General features: G+C 66.0%; 20 protein-coding genes, 1 tRNA gene and 1 pseudogene. 11 read left to right on the forward strand and 11 right to left on the reverse strand.

Annotated features, from left to right (window positions below):
• Positions 1 to 97 precede the first annotated feature (97 nt).
• From ABFX50_RS36785 to ABFX50_RS36815, 7 genes are all read left to right on the forward strand, one after another.
• Positions 98 to 2527 carry a hypothetical protein gene (locus ABFX50_RS36785; RefSeq protein ID WP_346153093.1) on the forward strand — a complete coding sequence of 810 codons (2430 nt, stop codon included), beginning with the start codon at positions 98 to 100 and terminating at the stop codon, positions 2525 to 2527.
• Positions 2528 to 2880: 353 nt separating this feature from the next.
• Positions 2881 to 2954 (forward strand) — tRNA-Phe (locus tag ABFX50_RS36790).
• 598 nt (positions 2955 to 3552) lie between these two features.
• Entirely contained in the window at positions 3553 to 4419 is an 867-nt protein-coding gene (locus ABFX50_RS36795; RefSeq protein ID WP_346153094.1) for a hypothetical protein, read from the forward strand.
• 344 nt (positions 4420 to 4763) lie between these two features.
• Positions 4764 to 5279 (forward strand): hypothetical protein, encoded by a 516-nt coding sequence (locus ABFX50_RS36800; protein ID WP_346153096.1) that lies wholly within the window; start codon positions 4764 to 4766, stop codon positions 5277 to 5279.
• A gap of 781 nt (positions 5280 to 6060) precedes the next feature.
• Positions 6061 to 7317: a serine/threonine-protein kinase gene (locus tag ABFX50_RS36805; protein WP_346153098.1), complete on the forward strand. Its 1257-nt coding sequence runs from the start codon at positions 6061 to 6063 to the stop codon at positions 7315 to 7317.
• A gap of 119 nt (positions 7318 to 7436) precedes the next feature.
• Positions 7437 to 7979, forward strand: coding sequence for an SMI1/KNR4 family protein (locus tag ABFX50_RS36810; RefSeq protein WP_346153100.1), 543 nt, complete (start codon positions 7437 to 7439; stop codon positions 7977 to 7979).
• Between the two features lie 92 nt (positions 7980 to 8071).
• Complete coding sequence (locus ABFX50_RS36815; protein ID WP_346153102.1) at positions 8072 to 8929, forward strand: hypothetical protein; 858 nt, start codon at positions 8072 to 8074, stop codon at positions 8927 to 8929.
• A 98-nt stretch (positions 8930 to 9027) separates the two neighbouring features.
• Here the strand turns inward: ABFX50_RS36815 and ABFX50_RS36820 are convergent, their stop codons facing one another.
• The 4 genes from ABFX50_RS36820 to ABFX50_RS36835 all read right to left on the reverse strand — a co-directional run bounded on the left by ABFX50_RS36820 (position 9028) and on the right by ABFX50_RS36835 (position 12344).
• Positions 9028 to 9438: a hypothetical protein gene (locus tag ABFX50_RS36820; RefSeq protein WP_346153104.1), complete on the reverse strand. Its 411-nt coding sequence runs from the start codon at positions 9436 to 9438 to the stop codon at positions 9028 to 9030.
• A gap of 447 nt (positions 9439 to 9885) precedes the next feature.
• Positions 9886 to 10668, reverse strand: coding sequence for a glycoside hydrolase family 16 protein (locus ABFX50_RS36825; protein WP_346153106.1), 783 nt, complete (start codon positions 10666 to 10668; stop codon positions 9886 to 9888).
• Positions 10669 to 10962: 294 nt separating this feature from the next.
• Complete coding sequence (locus tag ABFX50_RS36830) at positions 10963 to 11415, reverse strand: PPOX class F420-dependent oxidoreductase (RefSeq protein WP_346153108.1); 453 nt, start codon at positions 11413 to 11415, stop codon at positions 10963 to 10965.
• Entirely contained in the window at positions 11412 to 12344 is a 933-nt protein-coding gene (locus ABFX50_RS36835) for an NAD(P)-dependent oxidoreductase (protein ID WP_346153110.1), read from the reverse strand. Before ABFX50_RS36835 ends, ABFX50_RS36830 begins: the two co-directional genes overlap by 4 nt.
• A 27-nt stretch (positions 12345 to 12371) precedes the next feature.
• Here ABFX50_RS36835 and ABFX50_RS36840 point away from each other — a divergent pair, with 27 nt between their 5' ends.
• Complete coding sequence (locus ABFX50_RS36840) at positions 12372 to 12803, forward strand: MerR family transcriptional regulator (RefSeq protein WP_428834720.1); 432 nt, start codon at positions 12372 to 12374, stop codon at positions 12801 to 12803.
• 294 nt (positions 12804 to 13097) lie between these two features.
• On the opposite strand, the gene ABFX50_RS36845 is transcribed toward ABFX50_RS36840, so the two are convergent.
• The gene (locus ABFX50_RS36845; RefSeq protein WP_346153112.1) at positions 13098 to 13502 is read right to left on the reverse strand and encodes a hypothetical protein; all 405 of its coding nucleotides are present in this window, start codon (positions 13500 to 13502) and stop codon (positions 13098 to 13100) included.
• Positions 13503 to 13632: 130 nt separating this feature from the next.
• Between ABFX50_RS36845 and ABFX50_RS36850 the strand changes: the two genes are divergently transcribed.
• On the forward strand, positions 13633 to 14448 hold the full coding sequence (locus tag ABFX50_RS36850; protein ID WP_346153114.1) for a helix-turn-helix domain-containing protein: 816 nt from the start codon (positions 13633 to 13635) through the stop codon (positions 14446 to 14448).
• A 35-nt stretch (positions 14449 to 14483) separates the two neighbouring features.
• Here ABFX50_RS36850 and ABFX50_RS36855 read toward each other — a convergent pair whose 3' ends face one another.
• Positions 14484 to 15248, reverse strand: a complete 765-nt coding sequence (locus ABFX50_RS36855) for a hypothetical protein (protein WP_346153115.1) — start codon at positions 15246 to 15248, stop codon at positions 14484 to 14486.
• Positions 15249 to 15519: 271 nt separating this feature from the next.
• Here ABFX50_RS36855 and ABFX50_RS36860 point away from each other — a divergent pair, with 271 nt between their 5' ends.
• Positions 15520 to 16194, forward strand: a complete 675-nt coding sequence (locus ABFX50_RS36860; RefSeq protein WP_346153117.1) for an oxygen-binding di-iron domain-containing protein — start codon at positions 15520 to 15522, stop codon at positions 16192 to 16194.
• Positions 16195 to 16260: 66 nt separating this feature from the next.
• Here ABFX50_RS36860 and ABFX50_RS36865 read toward each other — a convergent pair whose 3' ends face one another.
• From ABFX50_RS36865 to ABFX50_RS36880, 4 genes are all read right to left on the reverse strand, one after another.
• A complete protein-coding gene (locus ABFX50_RS36865; protein ID WP_346153119.1) occupies positions 16261 to 17568 on the reverse strand; it encodes a GEVED domain-containing protein in 1308 nt (435 codons plus the stop codon).
• A gap of 92 nt (positions 17569 to 17660) precedes the next feature.
• Positions 17661 to 18830: an NAD(P)-binding domain-containing protein gene (locus ABFX50_RS36870; protein WP_346153121.1), complete on the reverse strand. Its 1170-nt coding sequence runs from the start codon at positions 18828 to 18830 to the stop codon at positions 17661 to 17663.
• A 53-nt stretch (positions 18831 to 18883) separates the two neighbouring features.
• Positions 18884 to 20068 (reverse strand): carboxylate--amine ligase, encoded by a 1185-nt coding sequence (locus ABFX50_RS36875; protein ID WP_346153122.1) that lies wholly within the window; start codon positions 20066 to 20068, stop codon positions 18884 to 18886.
• A gap of 380 nt (positions 20069 to 20448) precedes the next feature.
• Positions 20449 to 20697 carry a hypothetical protein gene (locus ABFX50_RS36880; protein WP_346153124.1) on the reverse strand — a complete coding sequence of 83 codons (249 nt, stop codon included), beginning with the start codon at positions 20695 to 20697 and terminating at the stop codon, positions 20449 to 20451.
• Between ABFX50_RS36880 and ABFX50_RS51510 the strand changes: the two are divergent.
• Positions 20687 to 20968, forward strand: a pseudogene (locus ABFX50_RS51510) (glycosyl hydrolase); the annotation flags it as partial. The gene ABFX50_RS36880 and the pseudogene ABFX50_RS51510 sit on opposite strands and share 11 nt — an antisense overlap.
• 128 nt (positions 20969 to 21096) lie before the next feature.
• Here the strand turns inward: ABFX50_RS51510 and ABFX50_RS36885 are convergent.
• A complete protein-coding gene (locus ABFX50_RS36885) occupies positions 21097 to 22659 on the reverse strand; it encodes a glycosyltransferase (RefSeq protein ID WP_346153126.1) in 1563 nt (520 codons plus the stop codon).
• Between the last annotated feature and the right edge of the window lie 4 nt (positions 22660 to 22663).

Genomic DNA, 22663 nt, shown 5'->3' on the forward strand with positions numbered 1-22663 from the left:
GCAAGAGGACAGTTTGAGTGCACTTACGGTTTGGGTAGGGCACTGGATACTACGTGACCGGTTGATCGTTGGCCACCTATACTTCTGTCGGTGAGATATGACAACTTCAAATTACGAGATCGGCCTAAACGCAATTACAGAGCTAGCTGCAGAGTATTCCGCCTCTTCGCCACAATCTAGAAACGAAGCTACCACTCGCCTGCAGCTTATTGACCGTATCTTCTTCGACGCGCTTCAGTGGCCGCGAGAACAGTGCCTACCAGAAGAAAGCCACGAAGGAACATATGTTGACTATGTACTTGGTCTTCCCAGGCGCCAGATTATCGTCGAAGCAAAAAAAGAGGGAATATATTTTGAGCTACCCCTTGATGCTGACTCGCGCATCATAGCACTTCCGGCTCTTACTCGTAAGAACGGAAATCTGGATAGCGCACTTCGTCAGGTGGGTTCATATTGCATGAGCCGAGGAGTGCCTATAGCAGTGGCGTGTAACGGGCATCAGCTAGTAGCTTTTAGTGGGAGCCGGGTGGATGGAGTGGCACCCACCACGGGAAAGGCGATCGTCTTTCGCACTCTAGGGGAGATGGCTAGCGATTTTATCAATCTTTGGAATTGTCTCTCTTATCCTAGCATTACACGGGGCTACCTACAGAGCCTCCTAGTAGGTGAGACACTTCCCCCTGCCCCAGAGAAATTGTCGCGTCGGCTCATTTACTTTCCCGGCGTCAAAAGGCGTAATGAACTAGAGCATGAGTTGCGGATTTTGGGCGAAATTTTCCTGCAAGATCTCGTTAAAGATCCCAATCTGGAGCGCGAGTTTCTGCGCGAATGCTACTGCAGCAGTGGTGCGCTTTCGCAATATACTCTTATAAGTAAGGAGATCCTCAAAAATCGGTACGTCGCATGGGCGGATGGCCGTTCCAAAACGGTAACCGCTGCTACCGATAAGACCGGCGCTTCCAAGGACCTACTGGATGCCGTCGCAGCGAAGAGCGTGACGCAGCGCCCAGTGATCCTCCTCGGGGACGTAGGGGTTGGCAAGACTAGCTTCATTAAGCATCTTGTGTCAGTCGAAGCGAGGGAAGAATTAAAAAAGGGCATTGTTCTTTATGTTGATTTCGGGCGAGAACCTGCTCTGAGAACTGATCTCCAGAACTATGTGCTCGACTCCTTCGAGAGACAACTTAAAATAGATCATGGTATCGACCTCCAGAGTGATGCATTCGTGCGTGGCATCTACCACGGAGATCTTCTCGCCATGAGGACAGGCATCTATGGTTTTCTTAGAGAGGCTGACCCTGTCGCCTATCGAATGAAAGAGGTGGAGCTCCTAGCCTCTAAGATGGAGAACAAAGGGGGCCACCTTAAACGTGCGGTCGAGCATCTAATTTCTGGGGAGCGTAGAACCATCGTAGCTTTCCTTGACAATATCGATCAGCGGCCGGACGATTTTCAAGAAGAGGTTTTCCTCATCTCTCAAAGTTTGGCTGAAACGTGGCCGATAACGTGCTTCGTTACACTTCGGCCTTCGACCTATAACAAGAGTAGAAGGCAAGGCTCGCTTAGCGCATATCAGAATCGAGTGTTCACTATCTCCCCTCCCCGTATTGATTTGGTTGTCCGCAAGAGGCTGGAGTATGCATTAGATAAGCTCGTCAATAGCGGAGGGCTCACATTGGGGAGCGAGGGCATAACGGTCGAAAGTCGGCTATTGCGCGAGTATATTGAAGTTATCGTACAGTCCATGCAGCGGAATGCGAGCTTGGCAGAATGTATCGATAACATCAGTGCGGGCAACGTTCGCGATGCACTCGACTTGCTCACGAACTTCGTAGGTAGCGGGCATGTTGACACTCGCAAAATCTTGGACATCAAGCAACAGACTGGCTCGTATTACATCCCCCTGCACGAGTTTCTCCGAGCCGTAATCTACGGCGACAATGAGCACTATTCACCCGATGCATCTTTTGTGGCCAACATGTTTGACATAATCAGCGTCCAAGCAGAAGAGCATTTTTTGATGCCATTTATGATTGACTATTGCTTAAGATCTTCGCAGCATCGGTCAGCCGCTCATGGATTTATCCCCGAAAGCGAAGTGGCAGATCACTTACATTCATTGGGGTATCGTGATCAGCAGATATCTGCGGCACTAGCAAGATCGGAACAGGGCAAGCTCCTCGACTTCGTACCAGCAGATCAATCCTTTCCGATTCGCGTGCGAATCACCCAACGGGGGGCGTATGTCCTCCGTAAGCTGATGCCCACTTTCGTGTATTTGGATGCAGTCGTCACCGACACTCCGATAGTAGACAGAGGCTTCAGGGAGCTACTCTGGGATAGTCGCGATATATACGAGCGGCTTGCGCGCGCACAGCACTTTCTTGGATATTTGGACACATGTTGGGAAGACGCTCCCCGAGTGTCTGGCGGCTTCCAGTGGAGTGACGCATCGCAGCAAATACAGCGCAACATCGAGAACATTGAAGAGCGACTCAGCGCTAAGGAGAAGCGGCAGGCCGAATGAGATGCGTAGGCTGTGAATGGGCTTGCCTGCAGCTATCCCTGTGGCCTCCAAGCGCCAGGTGGAGAGGTTGGACTCAACGGCGCTACGCGCGTCTCATGCGCGCTGCGCGCGATAGTGCTGCAACATGGTTAGGGGCTTCTGCGCTACACGTCAGCCCCGTGCGCGCTGCCCGCGATCGAGAGCCCCCAACATGTTGCAGCGCTGGTCCGTGCGAAGCACGCCCTGGCAGGGCGCGCGAAGCGCCTTCTTTGTCTCCATAGATGTGAGTGACCAGCTGCGTGACAACCCCAAAAATTGACCACAAACGTTGGTGGACGTCGATGGACAGCCAAGAGCAGGTCCCGAACCTCTTTGGCGTGATCCGTACACGCGTTCAGGTTGCCTGAAAAGCGGAAGGTCGGCAGTTCGACCCTGCCCCTGACCACCATTCATAAGCTGCAAAGAAGCCCCGAAGCGATTATCGCTCCGGGGCGTTTTTGTGTCCGCTGACGACAACAGGCGTGGCGGTTGTACCTGAGCAGCTGCCAGAATCACATGCGAGCCGGACCGACAACACGATGCGGTTGCGCATCCAGCAGCAGGACGGCCGCCGCTCCAGGCACGATGTTGGCGGGTCCTACGTGGGCATCGGTGCGGACACGAACGTCGCAGAGCGGAAAGCGCGACAACGCGTCAGATTATCTCTGCTACGGGGCGAGGAGCCGGAGCCGACGAGGCACCGCCACAGCGAGAAGTGGCACTACTAGGGAGCAGGAGAAGCGCCCCAGGAGATCCCGGCGGTAGGGCGTGGGTCAGATCAGCTCAGCGCGTCGCCCAGCTTTCCGAGGGCCATGCGCTTCTCGTCGAGGAAAGCGTGAGCGTCGACTTGACGGACTGGAGGCAGCCGCCGACGCGCTGAAAAGTTGTCCAGCCAACGGCATACCCCCATTTTGATCGTTATTGGGGGCTCAGGTTCAGGGATCCTCCGGCGTCTCGATGTCGTCGAAGCCTCGGGTTCGGTGGCGGGCCTCTGTCAAGATCGTCACATGGTGCGATTTACCGCGACACTTCTGGCTGTGGTGCTGCTCCTCGACGGCAGCTCTGGTCTGACTGGACCGCGCGCGTTCGAAGAGATCGCCGCACAAGCTGTCTCGACCTGGCGGACCAGCGCTGCCGCGGCAATCTGGCGCACGGGTTTCGTCCCCCTCGAGGACCTGAGCAAGATGCCCCGAAAGGTGAGCAAGCAGATCGGGCACGATGAGGAGTACGGCTGGGTTGTGGCCGGATCGCTCCCCGCTCCGCCCGCCGCGGCGCAGGTCCGCTGGGACGACGGGTCCACGATGCGGGTTCCCGTGATCGGGGCGCGAGAGGCGCTGATGGCTCTGTCCCCCTGGCCTGAGGAATACACCTTCCCCGACGGCAAGGCCTACAAGCTGACAGGCGCTACATTCACGACGATGCGGCTGAGGACTGTTCGCGGCATGGCGACCGTGCCCGCATGGCGTCTGTACTTCTCGAACCTTCCTGGCCCGATTGACCGTGTCGCGGTCGATCAGGAGGCGGTTGGTACCGTCCAAGACGCCGTCGGTGACCATCTGCCAGGCGGCGAAGAAATCACCGACTTCGAGGTGCTAGGAGACGGCCACAGGCTGCTGGTGAGCTACGAGTACGGCTCCTGTTACGGTGACCCGCTCGACGTCAGGATACGAGTCGGCGAGGAGCCGGATGTGGTGGTCCTGGGGCTCAGCCTGCCCTACCAGGGAACCGTGTTGTGTGCAGGCACCGGCCGGTTCGGCCATGATGTCGTCAGGCTCGACGAGCCGCTGGGTGATCGCGTCGTGTTGGACGCGATAAGCCGGCTTCCCGTCCTATGTCATCGTGCGCGAAACGCATGCCGTGCTGGGAACGGGTGACGCCCGGAGTGTCCGCCCCGAAGAGGTGTCGACGTGGCGGGCGCGGGGCCATGCGCAACGTGATCAAGCAGGGTAAGAGAGCCGATCAAGGCGTTGAGGAGTGAAGGCCATTGCTCAAGCTGAAGGATCATCACTCTCCGAAGGCGGATGCCGGGGTGGAGCTTGTCGATCTTGCTTGCGCGGTTGCTGCAACGGTCCCGAACAACCGTGGACGCGGGTGGACGACGAGTCGGCCGCGTGAGGTCCGGCCGGCGCCGGACGGCACAAGCGGACTCGTGTACGACCTGGAGGTCTCGTGATGAAGAGAAGCTGTCGGAGGCATGCCCGGCGCTAAGGTTCAGGTCATGAAGCGTGCGATCGTCGTCGCGGTGCTCGCTGCCGGCTGCGTCGCGGGCGGTGCTGTCGCCATAGATGTTGCGGGCGTCCGCCATTTCGTGCGAGACCGCCTTGTCTCGCTGGTGCTCCCCAAGTCGTTCTTTCCCTACAAGTGCACCGACGACGACAAGCGCTTCGCTTCCTCCCTCGCAACGCTCGCCGTCCTCGATGTGCACCCAGTCGATGCGAAGCCGTACGAGGAGCGCGATGGGGGATGCAATGACGACGATCAGCTTGCGTATGCCGGACAGTCCTACCGTCTTTCGGGCTCGCGCGCCGATGCGCTGTCCTTCTACCGTAAGGCTGTGATCAAGGACGGCTGGAAGCCCGCCCCAGAGGATATGGGGGAGGGCTGCCTCGTCAAGACCATCGATGGCCGGAAGGTGTACCTCTCAGTGGGGTTCCCAGATAGGCCGGTAGAAAAGCACGTCAATGACTTCTACGTGCAGGTCAGCTCTGCCCCCAATGGGGGCGGCCTGTGCTGATGCCCGAATGTCGTCTGCGCGGTATCGGCCCTGGGGCCTGCGGCTGATGACAACGATGACGACAACGTCGGCCACCACGAGCAACCGGCAGCGGCCGTGTGCCGGCATCTGACCTTGTGTTGGTCGATTCGAACAATACGGCTGGTCCGCCTGGCTCGAAATCGGTCCGTCAGTGGGCAGGGTTGCCGATAGCGACGATGGTGCGTTTCGTCCTCGGTGTCGGGCGAGGCGTCGGTAGCGGTCGCCGGGGAACGTGCCCGCGCGTGAGGGGGTGGCGACGATCTCGCCGACGGTGGCGGTGATCACGGGTTGCCCTTGCCGGTGGAACTACCCTTCCTGCGCCGGGTGGAGTTCTTGTCGATGGGCGCGAACTTGACCCAGGAGGCCAGGTGGGCCGCAGTGGGAATCGGCTCATGTCCACGCCGATCTCGGCGATGATCTCTTGAGCGACCGTCCCGACTCCGGTGATCTCATCCAGTTGGGCCACCGCGGCGGCGTACGGTCACCGTTCACCTGCCGGGAAGGTACGCCGCTGGAGGCGTCCACGAGGTTGGGAGCGCGGTCGGTGGCGGCGTCGTGGGAGGGGCGTGGCAGCGTCTTGGGTGGTCCGGGCGGGCGCATGCGGCTTATGTGTAATTTGGGGCCATTTCTTGATCGCTTGTACAGACAGCCTGATCGTCACGCTGATACGTTTTTTCTGTCTGTTTGATTCGTTCTGGGGGCCAGCGTGAACCAGCCATTAGTGGAGGACGATCCTCGGAGGCTGGGTCCGTATGACATCGTGGCTCGCCTTGGGCAGGGGGGGCAGGGCGTCGTCTACCTGGGGCGGACGGAGTCCGGCGAGCAGGTCGCCGTCAAGCTTCTGCATCCTGGCCTGCTGACCGACTCTGACGCGAGGAGCAGGTTCCTTCGCGAGGTGGAGATCGCCCGGCGCGTGGCCAGGTTCTCCACCGCCCCCGTGCTGAACGCCGACCTCGCCGGCCAGCGGCCGTACATCGTCAGCGAGTACGTGCCCGGACCCTCGCTGCACGCCCTCGTCACCACGGAGGGGCCGCGGCGCGGCGCCGCGCTCGACCGGCTGGCGGTCAGCACCGCCACCGCGCTGGCCGCCATCCACCGTGCCGGGGTCCTGCACCGGGACTTCAAGCCCGCCAACATCCTGATGGGGCCGGAGGGTCCCGTCGTGATCGACTTCGGCATCGCCCGCGCTCTGGACGCGCCGGGCACCGCCTCGACCGGATCGCTGATGGGGACGCCGTCGTACCTCGCGCCGGAGCACATCGCCGGGGCGACGGCGACGGAGGCGGCCGACATCTTCGCCTGGGGCGTGACCATGGTGTTCGCCGCCTCGGGCCGGCCCCCGTTCGGCGCGGACTCCACCCCGGCGGTGATCCACCGCATCCTCCACAAGAAGCCGGAGATCTCCGGGCTGGACGGCACGCTGCTCGAACTCGTCACCGCCAGCCTGTCCAAGGATCCGGCCAAGCGGCCGAGCGCCGATGCCCTGGCCGCCAGGTTGACCTCGCACCACGTGCGTCCCGCGGGGCGCGGGCGCCGCCGTACGGTGATCCTGGCGGTCGCCGCCTGCGCGGCGGCGGCGCTGGTCGTCGCGGGTGGTCTGCTGATGAACGTGGGCGGGCACCCGGTGGGGTCACCCGCGAAGGGGACCTCGACGTTTCAGCCGACGGTGCCACCCACCACGTCTCTCACCGCCGTGCCGTCACAGACCAAGAAGGCGGAACGGCTGACGACACCCCCGGCGTCCAGGCAGACGGTACCCAAGCAGGCGATACCCAAGGCGACGCCCAGCCGCAGGACGTCGTCGGTGCCGACCGCCAAGCAGACCCGCACCGAGAGCCTCGCGAACACGCAGACAGGCGACGACTCCCGGAAGGGCTCGACCCCCGACCCGACCTCGGGGACCACCCCGGAACCAGCCCCAGAGACCACCACTGCTCCGGCCCCTACGTTTGTCTCACCCCCTCCGTATTGGACCCCGCCCGAGAATCCCTACACCTGCATTCCCTCGATGTGCTGACACCGCCTGGCGATAGGGACCGGTCCCCGGTGGACAGTGCGTCCTTCGCGCGGGCCCAGCTGAGCAGATGGCGAAGCCGTGGATCGGGTACCTGGTCTGGAGTGGTCTAGTCTCTCTGGATGACGGAGACATCTGAACATCTGGCCCTTCCCGCTGCCCTGGCCGACGTCGCCAAGGTCGGCTTCGAGTGGGAGTGGGACGAAGAAGCCGACAAAGCCCGTGGTTGTGATTTCGAGCTGTACGAACGGTTCGAGGCGCCGGAGAGGACCGCGCGGTGGTTTCGCCTGTGGACCGGTAACGAAGAGGTCGACGGCAGCGAATTCCGCTTCTTCGGCACCACCGGGGCAGGCGACTACGCCGGCTTCTGGCTGGTCCGGCCTGGTGTGTCAGTCACCGAGCAACCTGTCGTCTACCTCGGTTCCGAGGGTGAATGCGGCGTGATAGCTCGCGATCTCGGTGATCTGCTCCGGTTGTTCGCGGACGGCTTCGGCCCGGCGGAGGCATTCGCCGACCCAGATCGTGAGACGCAGCCGAACGAGGCATTCCAGGCGATCGCGGAGCGGTACGCGCCGGGGAGAGGCGGTTCCGCGGCGGAGATCGTGGCGGGGGCTCGAGAGGAGTTCCCTGGCTTCTCGGAGTTCATCGACGCGATGTGCCGTTGAGTGAAGGAGCGAGGGAGAGCCGCGTAGAACTCACCCGCCGCACCAGGCTCCGGGGAAACCTCCGCTGAATCTCCACGAGAGCATTTGTGGCCGTGGCCCTCCTGCTGATGGTCGTCGGACCCGAGTGCCGTCCACATCTCACCTACACCTGGCAGAGCGATGAGCTCATGGAATGCTGGGCGCCGTCGCAACCGCCACGTGTCGCGGACATCCCGGTCCACGAGCGCAACCGGGCCTACATGTGCAGCGTGAGCAAGCCGTCCGGTCTGCAGGTCTCGGACCGGGAACTGCTCGGCAGGGGCTGGGCCGCGTGCGCCAGGTTCGCGGCCGGGGAGCAGGTCAAGGCTCGGCCCGCGCTGCTCGCGCTGCTCTGCCCGCAGGTGATCGGACGGAGATATCCGGATCTGTTGCTGTCGTCCGCTCAGATCGACAGGCAGCAGGCAGAGAAGGAGGACATCGCGCGCAGACAGCGGGAGCGCGAGGCGCGCGAGGAGGACGCCAGGTGCCGCGACCCGTGGCCCGCGCTACGTACCCGATTCCAGGCGACCGCGTCCTACTACGACTGGGACAGCCAGCCCTACGGCATCTACGACGCGGAAGCCGACAACGAGGAAGATTCCGCGGCGATCTGGAATGCGGAATCGCCCGGCATCCTGGCAGCCAGCGGTCAGCTGGCCATGATCTTCACACCCACCCAGGACTGGGCGACCTGCGTCACGGCGAAGGCGCTGCGCTCGGCCCCGCCACACCTGCGACGCAAAGGCTGGGACCAGGTGGTCGAGGCGGACATCGTCAGCGAATCGGGTCACCTGGTGATGCAGACGCTGTCGGCGAGCAAGGTGCGCTTCCCCAATCTCGCGCGCAGCGGTCCTGGCAGCTACCGGCTGCGCCTGTATACGCGTCCAGGCGTGGATCTCATCCTCATCTATCCGGCCAGGAGAGCGGCGTAGCGATGGGCGGCCGGTTACACCGATCCTTTACGGAGCACCCGCACCGAGCGCCGGCACCGCCTCGCCGCCGCGAATGATCGCGACGGCGAGGCGGCCCGTCAGTAGGTCTTGATGACGGTGGTGTTGTCGGCGTAGTTCCGCTCAACCGCCGAGGTGGTGACGGTGGCTTCCAGGTGGAACGGCCCTTCTGCAGAGTCCTGCCGCTTGACCGTCACCTCGAAGAACTGCGGGAAGGAGCCGGACGTCAGCTCGCAGGTCGCCCCGAAGTAACCGAACTGGCACAGGGACGTCCCGTTCCGCACTCCGGTGATGATCTGGCCCGGGGAGACATAGAGGTCGAGCTTCACCAGTCCTACCCGGCCTTGTGCGCCGACGCCCACGACGTAGGTGTCATAGGAGGCCGCCGAGCCGTTCACCCAGACATTCGCCTGCGTCTCGGCTTGGGCGGTGCTACTCATCATCGTCCCGGCGGCAAGAGCGGCAAGAGCGGTGATGACAATTTTCTTCATGAGAACTCCCGGTCAAGGATCCGGCCCGCACAGACCGGAATGGATTGAGTGCGCATTTCGGCAATTCGCCGGGGCTCGGAATACCGGGCACGCGGAGGCACCGGACCCCGTCCTTCATGTCTGTCTCCTCAGTGGTCGCGTTCTCTGACGACCAACAAGTTACGGAGACGGGAACGACGGGGAATCTGACGTGCTTAGGTACTTCCGCCCCACGCCTTCAGTACCTTGCCTGTCCGGAGCGGCGGGCCGAGCTGCGACGACCCCGCATCGGCTCAGGCGGGCGACGGACACTGCGGCACAACCATGACCGACACCGACGTGGATCGTCGATCGTCTGAACCATGTCCGGGAGCACGACAGGGTCAGGTCGTGCCTTTACGCAGATCCTTGGTGGCTGATCGGTAGGCCCCTGGCGGCCGCCGGGGAGGCCGGCGGCTGGTGCGACTCCTACCTCTGCCACGCGCGGACGTAGTCCACCACCAGGTTCCCCACCGACCTCGGCGCGGGAGGCACCCCGTTGTACACGAAGTTGCTCACCACCAGGTTGACCGGGCTCGGCGGTCTGCCCTCCGCGTGACACACCTGCGCTCCGTCGATGTAGAAGTCCGTCCCCGACTCGTGGATGTCCGCCCCGTAGACGTGCATGCCGGCGCTCGGATCGAAACGGGGCGTGTGGATGCACCCCTGATGGTTTCCCCAGTGCGAGGAGAGATACAGGCGCTGGTGGTTGTCGGAGAAGTACTCGAAGACGTCCGTCTCGGCCCGCTGCCGGTGACCGGCCGCGTGCCAGGTCCAGAACGACGGCCAGAATCCCCTGGAGGAGGGAAGCGTCGCCCTGATCTCGATGTACCCGTATCTGAAGGTGTAGCCCTGGTGTCCGGTGGAGGTGATCAGGCAACTGGACCACCCGTAGTGGTGGCCTGACTCGGACCGGATGTCGTCGGGCCTGGCCGTGATGGTCAGCGCCCCGCCGGCCACGGAGCAGTTGCCCGGCTGGTCGAACTCCATCTGCTTGCTGTTCGGGTTGCCGGTGCCGTACGGATTGTCGGACCAGTCCGACTCGGCCGTGGAGCGATGCTGCCACTTGGCCTCGTCAACGGCGGATCCATGGAATTCGTCCTGGAACTTGAGGGTCCATCGCCCGCCGGGCCCGACAGGCTCGACGTCCCCCGGCCCCGAAAGCAATACCGGGACCGTGTGCTCGGCAGTAGTTATGGTCAGGACCGACATCACTGCCAAGATTCGTAGCAACCACATGGTTCCCGCCTTTCTCAGGCAATTCATTGATTCATCGCCCAAGGGGGAAACCTGTGTCGGCAGTCTCCGTGCGGTCTGTTTGCCATGCGGACAAGTGCCAGCAAACCTCTTTAGCCTGTAGGTATGGCTCTTTAGTGTCCGATTGGCATCAATGCCTGGCCGATCGGGGCATGTTTCGCCCTGACGATGACAGGAAAGGAGCCGGTCATGCGAACATCTGGGCAGGGCGCCGGTCTCGCCGCCCTGCCCGTCGGCGCCGCACAGCCGTCAGCCGATCTTGGCGCCGTACACGTGGTCGACCGTCATCGTCATGAGCACCCGACGGTCGGACACCATCACCGACCGGTACTCGTCCCAGTCCGGGTGCTCACCGGAGGCGATGCGGTAGTAGTCCACCAGCGCCTCGACCTCGGGACCGTGGGGGTCGGTGCCCGGCCCGGTCAGTGTGGCCATGCCCTCGGCGGTGGCCCACGCCAGGCCGTCGGAGCTGGTGACCTCCAGCGCGGCTCGTGAGTCCCTGCGCAGGTTCGCCGTCTTGGCCGCTCCCTCGTTCGTCGAGACGTAGATGACGTCGGCCTCCTGGTCGTAGAAGGGCATGACGGGGGAGAGCTGGGGGCGGCCGTCCCTCTTGATCGTCGCGAGGACGCCGAGCCTGCTCTCCGCCAGGAGCGTGCGGGGGTCGAACGAGGCGGCGGTCACGTCAGGATGCCGGCTGGTCATGAGTGCTCGGCTGAAGGCTTGCGGAACTGCTCGATCATCGCCGCGTAGCTGTCGCCGCCGTGCCCCGCGGCCACGGCCCGGTCGGTCAGAGCCTTGACGAACCTCGGCAGCTCGGCGGTGACCCCCAGGAACTCGCTCTCGTGGATGAGATGCTCCATCGAGGCCAGGTGGGTGTCGATGGTGGCGTCCAGGGCCGGGTACGCGCCGTCGTCGATCTGCTGCGCGTAACCGGACACCCAGTCGGCCACGGTCGTGATCCCCGCCTTCGCCAGCGGGGCGAACGTGGTGGCGCTCACCCCCGCGGCACCGAGCAGGGCCGCACCCTGGAGGAAGCCGTTCAGAATGTTCCACATCAGGCTCAGAATGGCCACGTCGTACAGCGACGACAGGCCGTGGTCCTCGCCAAGGTACGTCGCTCCCTCGCCGAGGCTCCTCAGAGCCGGAGCGTGCAGGTCGAAGGCCGACTGCGGCCCGCTGTAGAGGATGAGGGCGTCCGCCGTGCCGATGGCGGGAGGGATGGCCATGATCGCGCCGTCCAGATAGGTGGCACCCCGCCGCCCCGCCCACTCGGCGCTCTCACGGGCCGCCCGCGACGTGCCCGAGGTCAGGTTCACCACCACCCGGCCGTCGAGGAGCTCGCCCAAGGGGTCGAGGAGGTCGTGCGCGGCGTCGTAGTCCGAGACGCAGACGATCACCAGCGGGCTGGCCGCGACGGCGTCGCCGACCGAGTCGGCGAGCTTCGCGCCCTGGGCGACGAGGTCTTCGGCCTTCGCGGCCGTGCGGTTCCACACGGTCGTGGGGTGCCCGCCGCGCAGGAACGCTCCAGCCAGCGCCTGGCCCATCAGTCCCAGGCCGATGACCGTCACGGGAGTGTGGTCGGCGTCGAGATCCGGCATTTTCTGCTCACTCAAGGTGTTGTTGGAGGTCATGGCAGAATCATCAACCTTCACACCGATATGAAGGTCAAGGAGGAAGTGGGCATGCTGATCGGGGAGCTGAGCCGGCGGACCGGAGTCCATGCACATCAGCTGCGTTACTACGAGGCTCAGGGCCTGCTCGAGCCCGACCGCGGAGCCAACGGCTACCGCGAGTACACCGACGACGCCGTCCTCACCGTGGGTCAGATCAGGAACCTGCTCGAAGCAGGGCTGTCGACCCAGGAGATCGCGTACATGCTGCCCTGCGCCATCGGCGCGGCTCCGGACTTCGAGTCCTGCCCCGAGTTGCTGGACCTCCTGCGAGCGCGCCTGCACGGGCTGGACGAGCACATCGACACGCTCGCCCGCTCCCGCCAGGCCCTCCATGACTACATCGCCTCCACCGAGCAGCGTGTGTCGCACCGCTATCCGGCGTGCGACGCCACCACCCTGGAGCCGGCACCCGCGTGACCGCGCCCTGGGCCTGAAGGCCTCCGCGCGTCGGGATCGTCGCCGCGGTGGTGCCCCTGACGGCACCACCGGTCCGTCATCCGGCGACCGTTCTCTTTGGGGACGGGGCCGGCCGCGCAATGCCGGACTGACGGCGGCGAGGACGAAGATCAGGGCGTGTCGTGATCGTAACGGGCCGGGGGAGGTCATCCGGACATCGTGTCCATGATCGTCCGATCACGGCAAACCATCGTGGAGATCCGCCGAACACGGCCGGTGCCCCGGCGGAACCGCTGGACCGGACGGCTGGCGGGTTCAGGCGGGCTGTCGCGGGGTGACGGTGGTCATGCGTCGCAGGCCGATGAACTCCATCGTCGCGTAGATCGCGACCACCAGCGCTCCCACCAGCAGGAAGGCGACCCCCAGGCCGGTGAGCGGGATGACGTCGGTGAAGGCGAGCAGCACGAGCGCCGCGCCCGACGCCGCGTTGCCCACGACGACGAAGGCCGCATAACGCGCAGGGATCTGCGGGTATCCGGCGATGAGGCCCAGGGCGGCCGCCCCACCCAGCATGGCGACCCCGAACGGGATGGACCAGGCGGTCGGCAGCCCGAGCGGCTCGCTGAGCGCCGTGCTCGCCACGAGCATGACCACGCCGAAGGCCGCCGTGCTCCAGCCGTCGATCCGCAGGGTGGTGCGCAGGAAGGTGTCAGCCGTCATCCCGGTCTCCTCAGTCGGTGGGCGAGCCGTACCGGCCCTGGTCACAGAACCTTTCACCGGCGAGGTCATCGACTCAATGACGTCAGAGGTCATGGTGGAGGGAACCGGAGCGGGTCGTATCCTCCAGGGCATGAAAGTGGAGCAGCCGTCCAGGGTCGGCGTCCTGCTGCGCGAGTGGCGGCAGCGCCGCAGGCTCAGCCAGCTCGACCTCGCCAACCTGGCCGACACCTCCGCGCGGCACCTGTCGTACGTCGAGACGGGTCGCGCGCAGCCGAGCCGTGCGATGGTGTTGCGCCTGTCGGAGGCGCTGGACATTCCGTTGCGCGAGCGCAACACCCTGCTCCTGGCCGCGGACTACGCGCCCGCCTACAGGGAGAGCGGGCTCGACGAGGAGTACATGTCCTCGATCAGGGCCGCGATCGACACCATGCTGACCGCGCACGAGCCGTACCCCGCCGTTCTGGTCGACCGCCTGTGGAACGTGCTGGCGGGGAACAGGGCCATGGCCGTCCTCATGGACGGCATACCGCCGCACCTCCTGGAGCCGCGGCCCAACGTGTTCCGGCTGGCCCTGCACCCGGACGGCCTGGCCTCCCGGCTGGCCAACCTGGGCGAAGTCCGTACGCTCTTCCTCCAGCGACTGCTGCGTCAGGTCAACGCCACGGGAGACGAGGCGCTGCGCTCGCTCTACGAGGAGGTGCGCCGGTATCCCGCGCCCATGGGCGAGGAGACGGAGGGGCCCGGCGAGGGTGAGCACGGGCCGAGCCCGATCCAGGTGCCGTTGAGGATCCGCACCCCTTACGGAGAGCTGTCGATGTTCAGCACCATGGCCACCTTCGGCGCACCGGCCGATGTGACGCTGTCGGAGCTGGCGATCGAGCTGTTCTATCCCCTCGACGAGTTCAGCACCAAGGCGCTCCACGCCCTGGGGGAGTGGTCCTCCTAGAGTCGTCCCGCAGGCCCGGCAGGGAAGGGACGGGCCTAGTTGTACTTGTACAGCCTGGTGGCGACCTCGTCCTCACCGTCGAAGACCGAGGCGCGGTACATGCTGACACGCAGATCACCGTGCTCTGCCTTGCCGCACGTGTTCGACCCGGCCAACTGCTGGATCTCGAAGCGCGCCGAGGGGTCGCCGTCCACGAAGTACTCCGCCCGCGCCTGATGCGTGTCAGCTCCCGTGTCACACGCGAACACGAACGTGTTCTTCCCGCCGAAGCACACGCCGGCGGCGCCCTTCGTCGAGGTGCAGACCTTCGACCGGGCCTGGGCGGCGGCCGGGGTCACGTGGGTCTCCCTCTTGACGGGGTACTTGGTGACGTCGCGGACCGTCTTCCACCGGCTGACCTTGATCAGCCGGTTGCCGTTGTACACGGCCGCCCTGAACGTGACGCTCTTGCCGATCTCCCTGCTTCCCTTGATCTCGCCCTCGCGCCCGAGGTTGTGGATGACGTACTTCGTGCCGAGGTAACCGTTCAGGTAGTACTCGACCGCGGGGTGGAGCCTGTCGTTCTTGGTGTCCTCGATCGTGACACCGGGCCTGTCGCTCTCGTCAGGGCCCACACAGGCCGTCGCGCCCTTGACGCGGACGCACTCGGCGTCCTCTTCGGCCTTCACCGGCCTCCCGCCGGCAGGCACCCCGGTAACGGCGGGCACGGCGACGGAGGGGGCGGGCGCCTTCGCGGCGGGCCTGGCCACTTTCGCCGCCGCCCCTTCGACGCTGAACGCGGCCGTCAGTGTCACGGCCACCGCTATGAGTGTGCGTCCTAGCACCACTTTGTTCTCTCCAAGCTCAGGAGTCACAGGGCTGTTGCCAGGGTGAGACGCGTCAAATGCCGCAAAGGTTCGGATTCATGGGAAATATCGCCGATATGCGAGGGCGAAAGGCCTCTTGACCTGCCGTGAGACGATAAAAAGAAGGGGAATCGGCTCCGAAGGGAGCAACAGGATGGACACCACCGTGGCGGAAGTGGCGCCAGATATATGCCGGTTGTCAACTTTCATCCCTGATGCCGGGATCATGTTCAACCAATATCTCGTCGACGCGGAAGAACCGCTGCTCTTCCACACCGGGCTGCGGGGGCTGTTCCCGCTGGTGTCGGCGGCGGTGGAGCGCGTGATGCCGGTCGAGCGGCTGCGCTGGGTCACCTTCGGTCACCTCGAGGCCGACGAGTGCGGCTCGATGAACTCCTGGCTCGCCGCCGCGCCCCACGCGCAGATCGCGCACGGTGCCTTGGGCTGTCTGGTGTCCGTCAACGACCTCGCGGACCGGCCGCCCAGGCCGCTGGCCGACGGCGAGGTCATGGACCTGGGCGGCAAGCGGATGCGGCGGATCGAGACCCCGCACGTGCCGCACGGCTGGGACGCCGGCCTGTTCTTCGAGGAGACCACGGGCACCCTGCTCTGCGGTGACCTGTTCACCTCGATGGGGGAGTCCCCCGCGGTCACCGACGTGGAGATCGTCAGCCCTGCCCTGGCGGCCGAGGACACCTTCGGCGCGACCTGCCTGACCCCGGGAACCGGCCCCACCATGCGCGCGCTGGCCGACCTGGAACCGAGCGCGCTGTGCCTCATGCACGGACCCACCTACCGTGGGGACGGCGGGGCGGCGTTGCGTGACCTCGCGGACGCCTACGAGGAGCGGCTCGCCGCCGAGGGCGTCCGCCTCCACGGCCCCGTCACGCCGTCCGTCTAGGTCGCGGGCGCAATGGAAAAGGGCACCGCCGGTGTGTCACCGGCGGTGGCCTCCACGAGAGGTGGGTTACAAGAGATTGTTCAGGTTCGGCCTGAACATGTGGCGGGCGTTCCTCGCGCGCCTGTCCCGCCTGTCCCTGTCATCCCCCTTGTCGGACCTTTCCGCCCTCGCCGGCCGCTCCACGGGCGCCGGGGCGACCCGTTCGGCGAGTGTGATCTGATGGTCCTCGACCTCACCGCTGTCGGCCCAGCCGGTCGGCCGTGCCACGTCCTCGGCGGTCGCGGACGTGCGCAGCCTCAGCCATGTGGCACCCGGCTTGACGTTCCTTGGAACGCTCCAGGTGAGTTCCCTCGTCGTGCTCGCCTCCTCAGCCGAGGCCTGCGCTCGCTCGCCCGGATCGAACTTGCCGTTGCGGTCGAAGTCGATCCAGCCCGCCAGCGCCGCCTCCGCAGGTCCGCCTACGGGGACGGCCAGCGTGTACGTCCTGGCGTTGCCCTCCACAGGCGGAGGCCCGCCCGCCGCGATGGCGTCGTCGGTGTCGGTCTCCTGACGCAGGGCGCGAGGAGTGACGCTGTCGACGGTGGTGTGGTCGGCCGTCACGGCGTTGCCGAGGTAGGTGTCGGTGAGGATGTGCGAGGCGGCGCCGTAGGAGGCGGGCGCGTCGGAGGCGTCCTCGTAGAGGGACAACTTGAAGGCGCCCCACATCTGCGGGCTGCCCGCGTCGCCGCGGTAGCGGACGTCACGAGCGCGCAGCATGATGGTGAACGAGCGCAGGGTGCCGTTCACCTGGACGGTGCCGCAGGTGTACACCACTCCGCAGGTCGTGGTCCTAGTCCTGGTGAACCGCTCGGGCACGATGCTGTCGTCCGTGACCCGGTAGCCGGGGAACCCCGCCACCTTGCTGAAGGTGGGTGTGGCCGGTGTCCCGCCCATCAGACGCAGGCCTGCCCAGTAGTCGTCCCGCTCGGTGCCCTCGGTCACCACGCCGCCCGTGCCGTACACGTGCAGGCGCGGGTCGCGCACAGGCCTCGAGAAGGTGAACGTCAGGGCGACGACGTCGCTCCACCCGTTCGGGTTGACCTCGAACTCCTCGTAGAGGTCGAGGATGCCGGCTCCCGCCTTGGCGTTAGCCGGGATGAGGAACTCGTCGTCGAGCGCCGCGGGGTCCGCGGGCGCGACCTGGGCCCAGACCACCTTGGTGCCGCCGACCGGCGTCTTCCTCACGGTGACCTGCACCCCCGAAGCGGTGCTCCCGTGGGCCTCCGTCGCCGAGTTCGTGAAGGTCTGAGGCCCGTCCGCATGCGCCATGGGAACGATTCCCGCCATCCCGACGAGTACCGCGGCCACGCCGGTGAGGACTTTACGAACATACATTTCCGCTCCCGAGAAGCCGTTTGGCTTGTCTTCCGTCACCACCGGGAGTTCTGTTCCGCTGGACACGGTCAAAGGCATGGAAAACTCGCTGCTCAAGCTGATTTACGCACCTGTCCCAATAGGCCGCGGGTCACCCTTCTCGCGGCGAAGTCGGCGCCGTGCACGAAACGCATGGCGGGTCCGAAAGTGGCGGCCGAAGCGAGCCCGACCACATAAAGTCCGCTGATCGGGCTTTCGTAGGTCCTCGTCAGCCGTGGGGTCGGGCCCTCGCTGCGGATCCCGCGGCGCAGGTCCGGGTCGAGGACGCCGATCCTGCCGAGGTCCACCTTGTAGCCGGTCGCGGCGATGACGTGCTCGGTCTCGATCGTGCTGACCTCGCCCGCCGCGTCGCGCAGGCGCAGGCGCACGGTGTCGCGGTGCTCGGCGCCCGCGAGTTTCGCGCCCAGCGTCACGGGGACGGCCCCCTCGAACCGCTCCCTCAGCCACCAGGACCCGGCAGGCCCGAGCGTGTTGCGCACGATGTGCTTCCTGGCCGCCCTCGGCAGATAGCGGACGGCTCCTGGCAACTCCGACCACACCCACGAGGGCCAGCCGGTGCCGAGACCCGAGCTGGGCGCCAGCATGCGGTCGAGCATCGATCGGTTCTCGACGGGCGTGTCGTTCCAGGCCAGGGTCTTGCACCTGGCGACGACCCGGACCATGGCCCCCGCCTCCTTCAGCAGCGTCGCGGTCTCGAGCGCGGACTGACCCGCGCCCACGACGGTCACATCCCTGCCCGCGAAGGCCGACAGGTCGTGGTGGTCGCTGGCGTGCGACGACACCTCAGGCGGCAGCCCGGCCAGCGCGGCGGGTTTGTGGGCGAACGGCAGGAAGCCGACCGCCAGCACGACGGTCCTGGCCAGCACGGAGTCCCCTGACGAGAGGGTGACGGCGAACAGTCCACCCTCGGAGCCCACGGTGGTCACCGTGGACTCGTCGAGCGCCTTCTTGACCGTCTGCGCGCTGAACCACTTGCCGTAGGCGACGAAGGTCTCCACGGGGACGGGCTCGCCGTAGGAGTACTGGCGGTAGGCGTCGAGCCCGTATCGCCGATCGGGGTCACCGAGGTGGGAGGCCTGGGGCTCGGACTTCAGCAACATTCCTCGTGGCATGTGCTGCTCCCACGCCTGCATGGGACGGCCGAACACCTGAGCGTCGAGCCCGGCGTCCAGCGCATGGGCGGCAACGGAAAGCCCGTAGGGACCCGCGCCCACAATTGCCACGTCTATCACCGGCGTCTGCAAAACGTCTCCTCCCGTTCGTGAGCGACAAAAGCCTATTTCCGACGGCTCTTGAGGCGAGTAAAGCCACGCTTTATCGTCTGTCCGGTCATTGCCACGAATGGCCAGTAATCGTCCGCCGAGAGCCATGCGAGTTCGTCCGCCTGCCGCATCGCGCGCAGCCATCCGGCGCAGGTGCGTTCGCGCCCCATCCGAAATGCGGGGAATATGTCGTAGTTCTCCACCAGGAAGGTGCGCCCGTAGACCGGGCGGGCGGCGGTCTTCCACCTCCCCGAAAGGTGCAGGTGCATGGTCCGCACCAGGTCGAGGCCGCGGTGGTCGCTGAACAGCCGGAACTGCGCGCCCAGTCTGGGGTTGAAGTCGAGCAGGCAGTAGGCGTCGCGCGCCGCGTCGTAGCGGAAGTCCAGATCGAGGATGCCGCGGTAGCCGAGCGCCGCCGCCATGGTGTTGGCCGCCTTCTCGATGGCGGGGTTGGGCACCGAACAGCCGTACGTCGTGAGGCCCGCACCCGGCGGATAGGCGCGCTCCTTGCGCCCCGTGCCGCCGAACAGGCACGTCGAGTCCTGGTCGTAGTAGCCGTGGAAGAACCAGTCGGACTTCTCTCCTCCCTGCACGAAACGTTGCAGGAGCAGGTCGCTGTCGCCGCCTCTGCCGAGCAGGCTGACGGCCTGCTCCAGGCTGTGGATCACGCTGGTGTTGCGCAGTCCCGCTCCCTGGGGGAGCAGCCACGGCTGGGCCCACTTGGCCACCAGCGGCAGCCCGAGGGCGGCGACCGCAGACCCGACCTCCTGCTCGGTGGCGACGACGCGGGTCTCGGGCTGGGCGATGCCGAGGGACGCGCACACGTCGGCGAGCCCTGCCTTGTCCGCCAGTGCGCGCGGCAGCCCGGGCGCCTGGTCGGGCAGCAGGAAGAACGGGCGCAGCTCGGCCGCGTGCTCGGCGACGGCGATGGCGCCCGCGTCGTCCATCGTGATCAGCACCGCCCTGCGGCCGATGCTTTCGGCCACCGCGGTCAGCGTCTCGACGAAGCCCCTGCCTTTCGGCCAGGTGTACATGTGGGCCAGGTATTTCGACCGGGAGACAGGCGCGTGCCTGCCCTCGATGAGCCCGTGCACCTCGACGCCCGCTCTTCCCAGCGAGCGAATCGCGCCGAGTGTCCCATGATGAAAGATGTTGTCGTCGAGCCGCAGAACCAGCGCGGGCACCGTCGAATCCAGCATTTTCTCCACCCCATTCCTTATGCCTTATGCAGGACATTCACTGCCAACTCGCGTGGTGAATATTCGGCAAGTCGGTGAGTGGGGTATATAGGGTGAGACTAGAGACAACGTGTAGGGACGTTTGCCATGACAGCCCAAAAGGAACACTTTCGCTGGCTTTTCGCAGCAGTCGCCGGATCGGCGGCGATCGCGTGGCTTGCCACCAGTACCGGCGTGAACGGTGCGACGCCGAGGACGGAGCCCAAGAAAAGCGCCGCGCTCGGCGTCTTTCTGGCCTCCGACACGCGAGGCACCAAACGCCTGCCCTATTTCGAGGAGTGGCTCGGCACGGAGGTGACGGTCGGTCGCACCTATCTGCCCGGTGAGAACTGGTCGGCCTTTCAGGGACCCGGCTTCATTCTCGAACCGTGGACCACCTGGCGCGCCGCCAAACCTGGGCGGATCCTGGCGCTGAACGTCCCCATGATCGCGCCGAACGAGTCCGAGATGCCTGACAGCACGGTCTCCGTGTTGCTGACCGCCGGGGCCCATGGCGCCTTCGACCCCTTCTTCGAGCGCCTGGCGCAGAAACTGGTGTCCGCGAAGGCGGCCGACACCATCATCGTGCTCGGCTGGGAGATGAACGGCACCACCTACTCGAGCCGTTGCGCGCCCAATCCCAAGGCGTGGAAGAGCTACTGGCGGCGCATCGTCACGACCATGCGCTCCGTGCCGGGACAGAACTTCCGCTTCGACTTCGCGCCCAGCCGCGGACGCGACGCGATCCCCTGGACCAAGTGCTATCCGGGCGACGACGTGGTCGACATCATCGGGATGGACAGCTACGACCAGGCCCCGGGGGAGCAGTTCTCCGACTACGTCAAGCAGCCGTACGGGCTGCGGGCGCATGCCGCATTCGCGAAGGCGCACGGCAAGCCCATCTCCTTCCCCGAATGGGGGCTCTTCCGCTACGGCGACCGCCCCGAGTACGTGCGCAGGATGCTGAACTGGATCGCCAGGCACGACGTGGTGTATCACTCGATCTCCGACTACTGCTCGCACGGTGTCTGGCAGTGCTCGATGAACCCGCGCTCATCGGCGGTCTTCCGCGCGATGCTGAAGCCCACTCCCTCGGCCACGCCCACCGTCACACCGGCGGAGGCCACGCCCACGCCGGGCACGCCCAGCCCGGTCACCTCCGGCTCGGCCACATCCAGCCCGGCCACATCCAGCCCGGCCACGATCGGCTCGGCCACATCCAGCCCGGCCACCTCCGGCTCGGCCACGCCGAGCCCGGTCACCCCGACCCCCGCCACGCCGGCCGCCGGGGTTTCCGCCACCGTCACACCGACGGCTTCCAAGAGACCCACACCGTCCGTGGTGATCGCCGCGACGCCGAAGCCCTCGCCTGGAACGCCGGCCACGCCGCCCACGCCGCCCACGCCCTCGGAACGTCCCGCCGTCGCCGTGCCCGTGGGCGCGGTGCTGGTGCCGAACCCGGTTCCGCAGGCCGAGCCCAGAATCCCGAGGGTGTGCTCGGCGAGCGCGTCGAACACCACGCGGTCGTCGTACGCCAAGGCGAGCAGCGCGCCGGCGCGGCCCTCGGCGGCGGCGAGCTCCGGCTGCGCGAGCCTGAGCAGCAAGGCCCCGGCGAGCGCCTCGACATCCTCAGCGGGTACGGCGGCGCCCACCCTCTCGCCGACCACCTCGGCCAGACCAGGCACGTCGGAGGCGACCAGCGCCCGCCCGGTCGCCAAGGCCTCCAGAGCGGTCAGCGGCAGACCCTCCCAGCGCGAGGGCAGGACCACCACGTCCGCGGCGGCATACCAGGATCGAGGATCGGCCACCGGCCCGGCGAAGTGAACGCCGGGCCCCGCCTGCGAGCGCAGCCCTTCGAGCAGGTCGCCGTCGCCGACGATCACCAGCCTGGCCGCCTGGCAGTCCTTAGTGACCAGCTCCCACGCGGCCAGCAGCAGGTCCTGGCCCTTCTGCCTGGTGACCCTGCCCACGCAGACGGCCAGCGGCGCGAACTCCGGGACGCCGTGACGCGCCCGCGCCGCGGCCCGCTCCTGCGGCCCCGCGGGCCTGAACCGTCTGAGGTCGACGCCGTTGCGCACGATCACGAGGTTTCCCCGCACGTCGTGCCGCAGGGCGGTCGCCGTCTCGCCCTCGCCCACGCACACGAGCACGCCGGCCCAGCGGGCCGCCGCCCTCTCCCACGCCAGCGCCATCGCGGCGACGGGCCCGCGGGCGGCCAGCCACGACCAGCCGTGCGGCTGGAACAGCGTGGGGACCCTGCCGCGGATGACGGCCCTGCCCACCAGGCCCGCCTTGGCGGAGTGCAGGTGGACGGCGTCGGGGGCGAAGTCACGCAGGAGCCTCCCGAGCCTCAGCCCCGCGGCGAGGTCGGCGGGCCCCGGCGAGCGTCCTGCGCGCCAGTCGAGCCATGGGACGCCCAGCTCGGCCAGGTGGGGGCGCAGCCGCCCCTCGCTGGGGCAGGCGACCGCGACGTGCCAGCCGCGCCGTACCTGGTCGGCCGCCACGGCCGCCACGTAGGCGCCGACGCCGCCGTCCACGGGCTGTGTCACGTGCAGGACTCGCGGTGCTCCCACCGCC

It is taken from the genome of Nonomuraea recticatena, from assembly GCF_039533245.1.
Taxonomy (GTDB): Bacteria; Actinomycetota; Actinomycetes; order Streptosporangiales; family Streptosporangiaceae; genus Nonomuraea; species Nonomuraea roseola.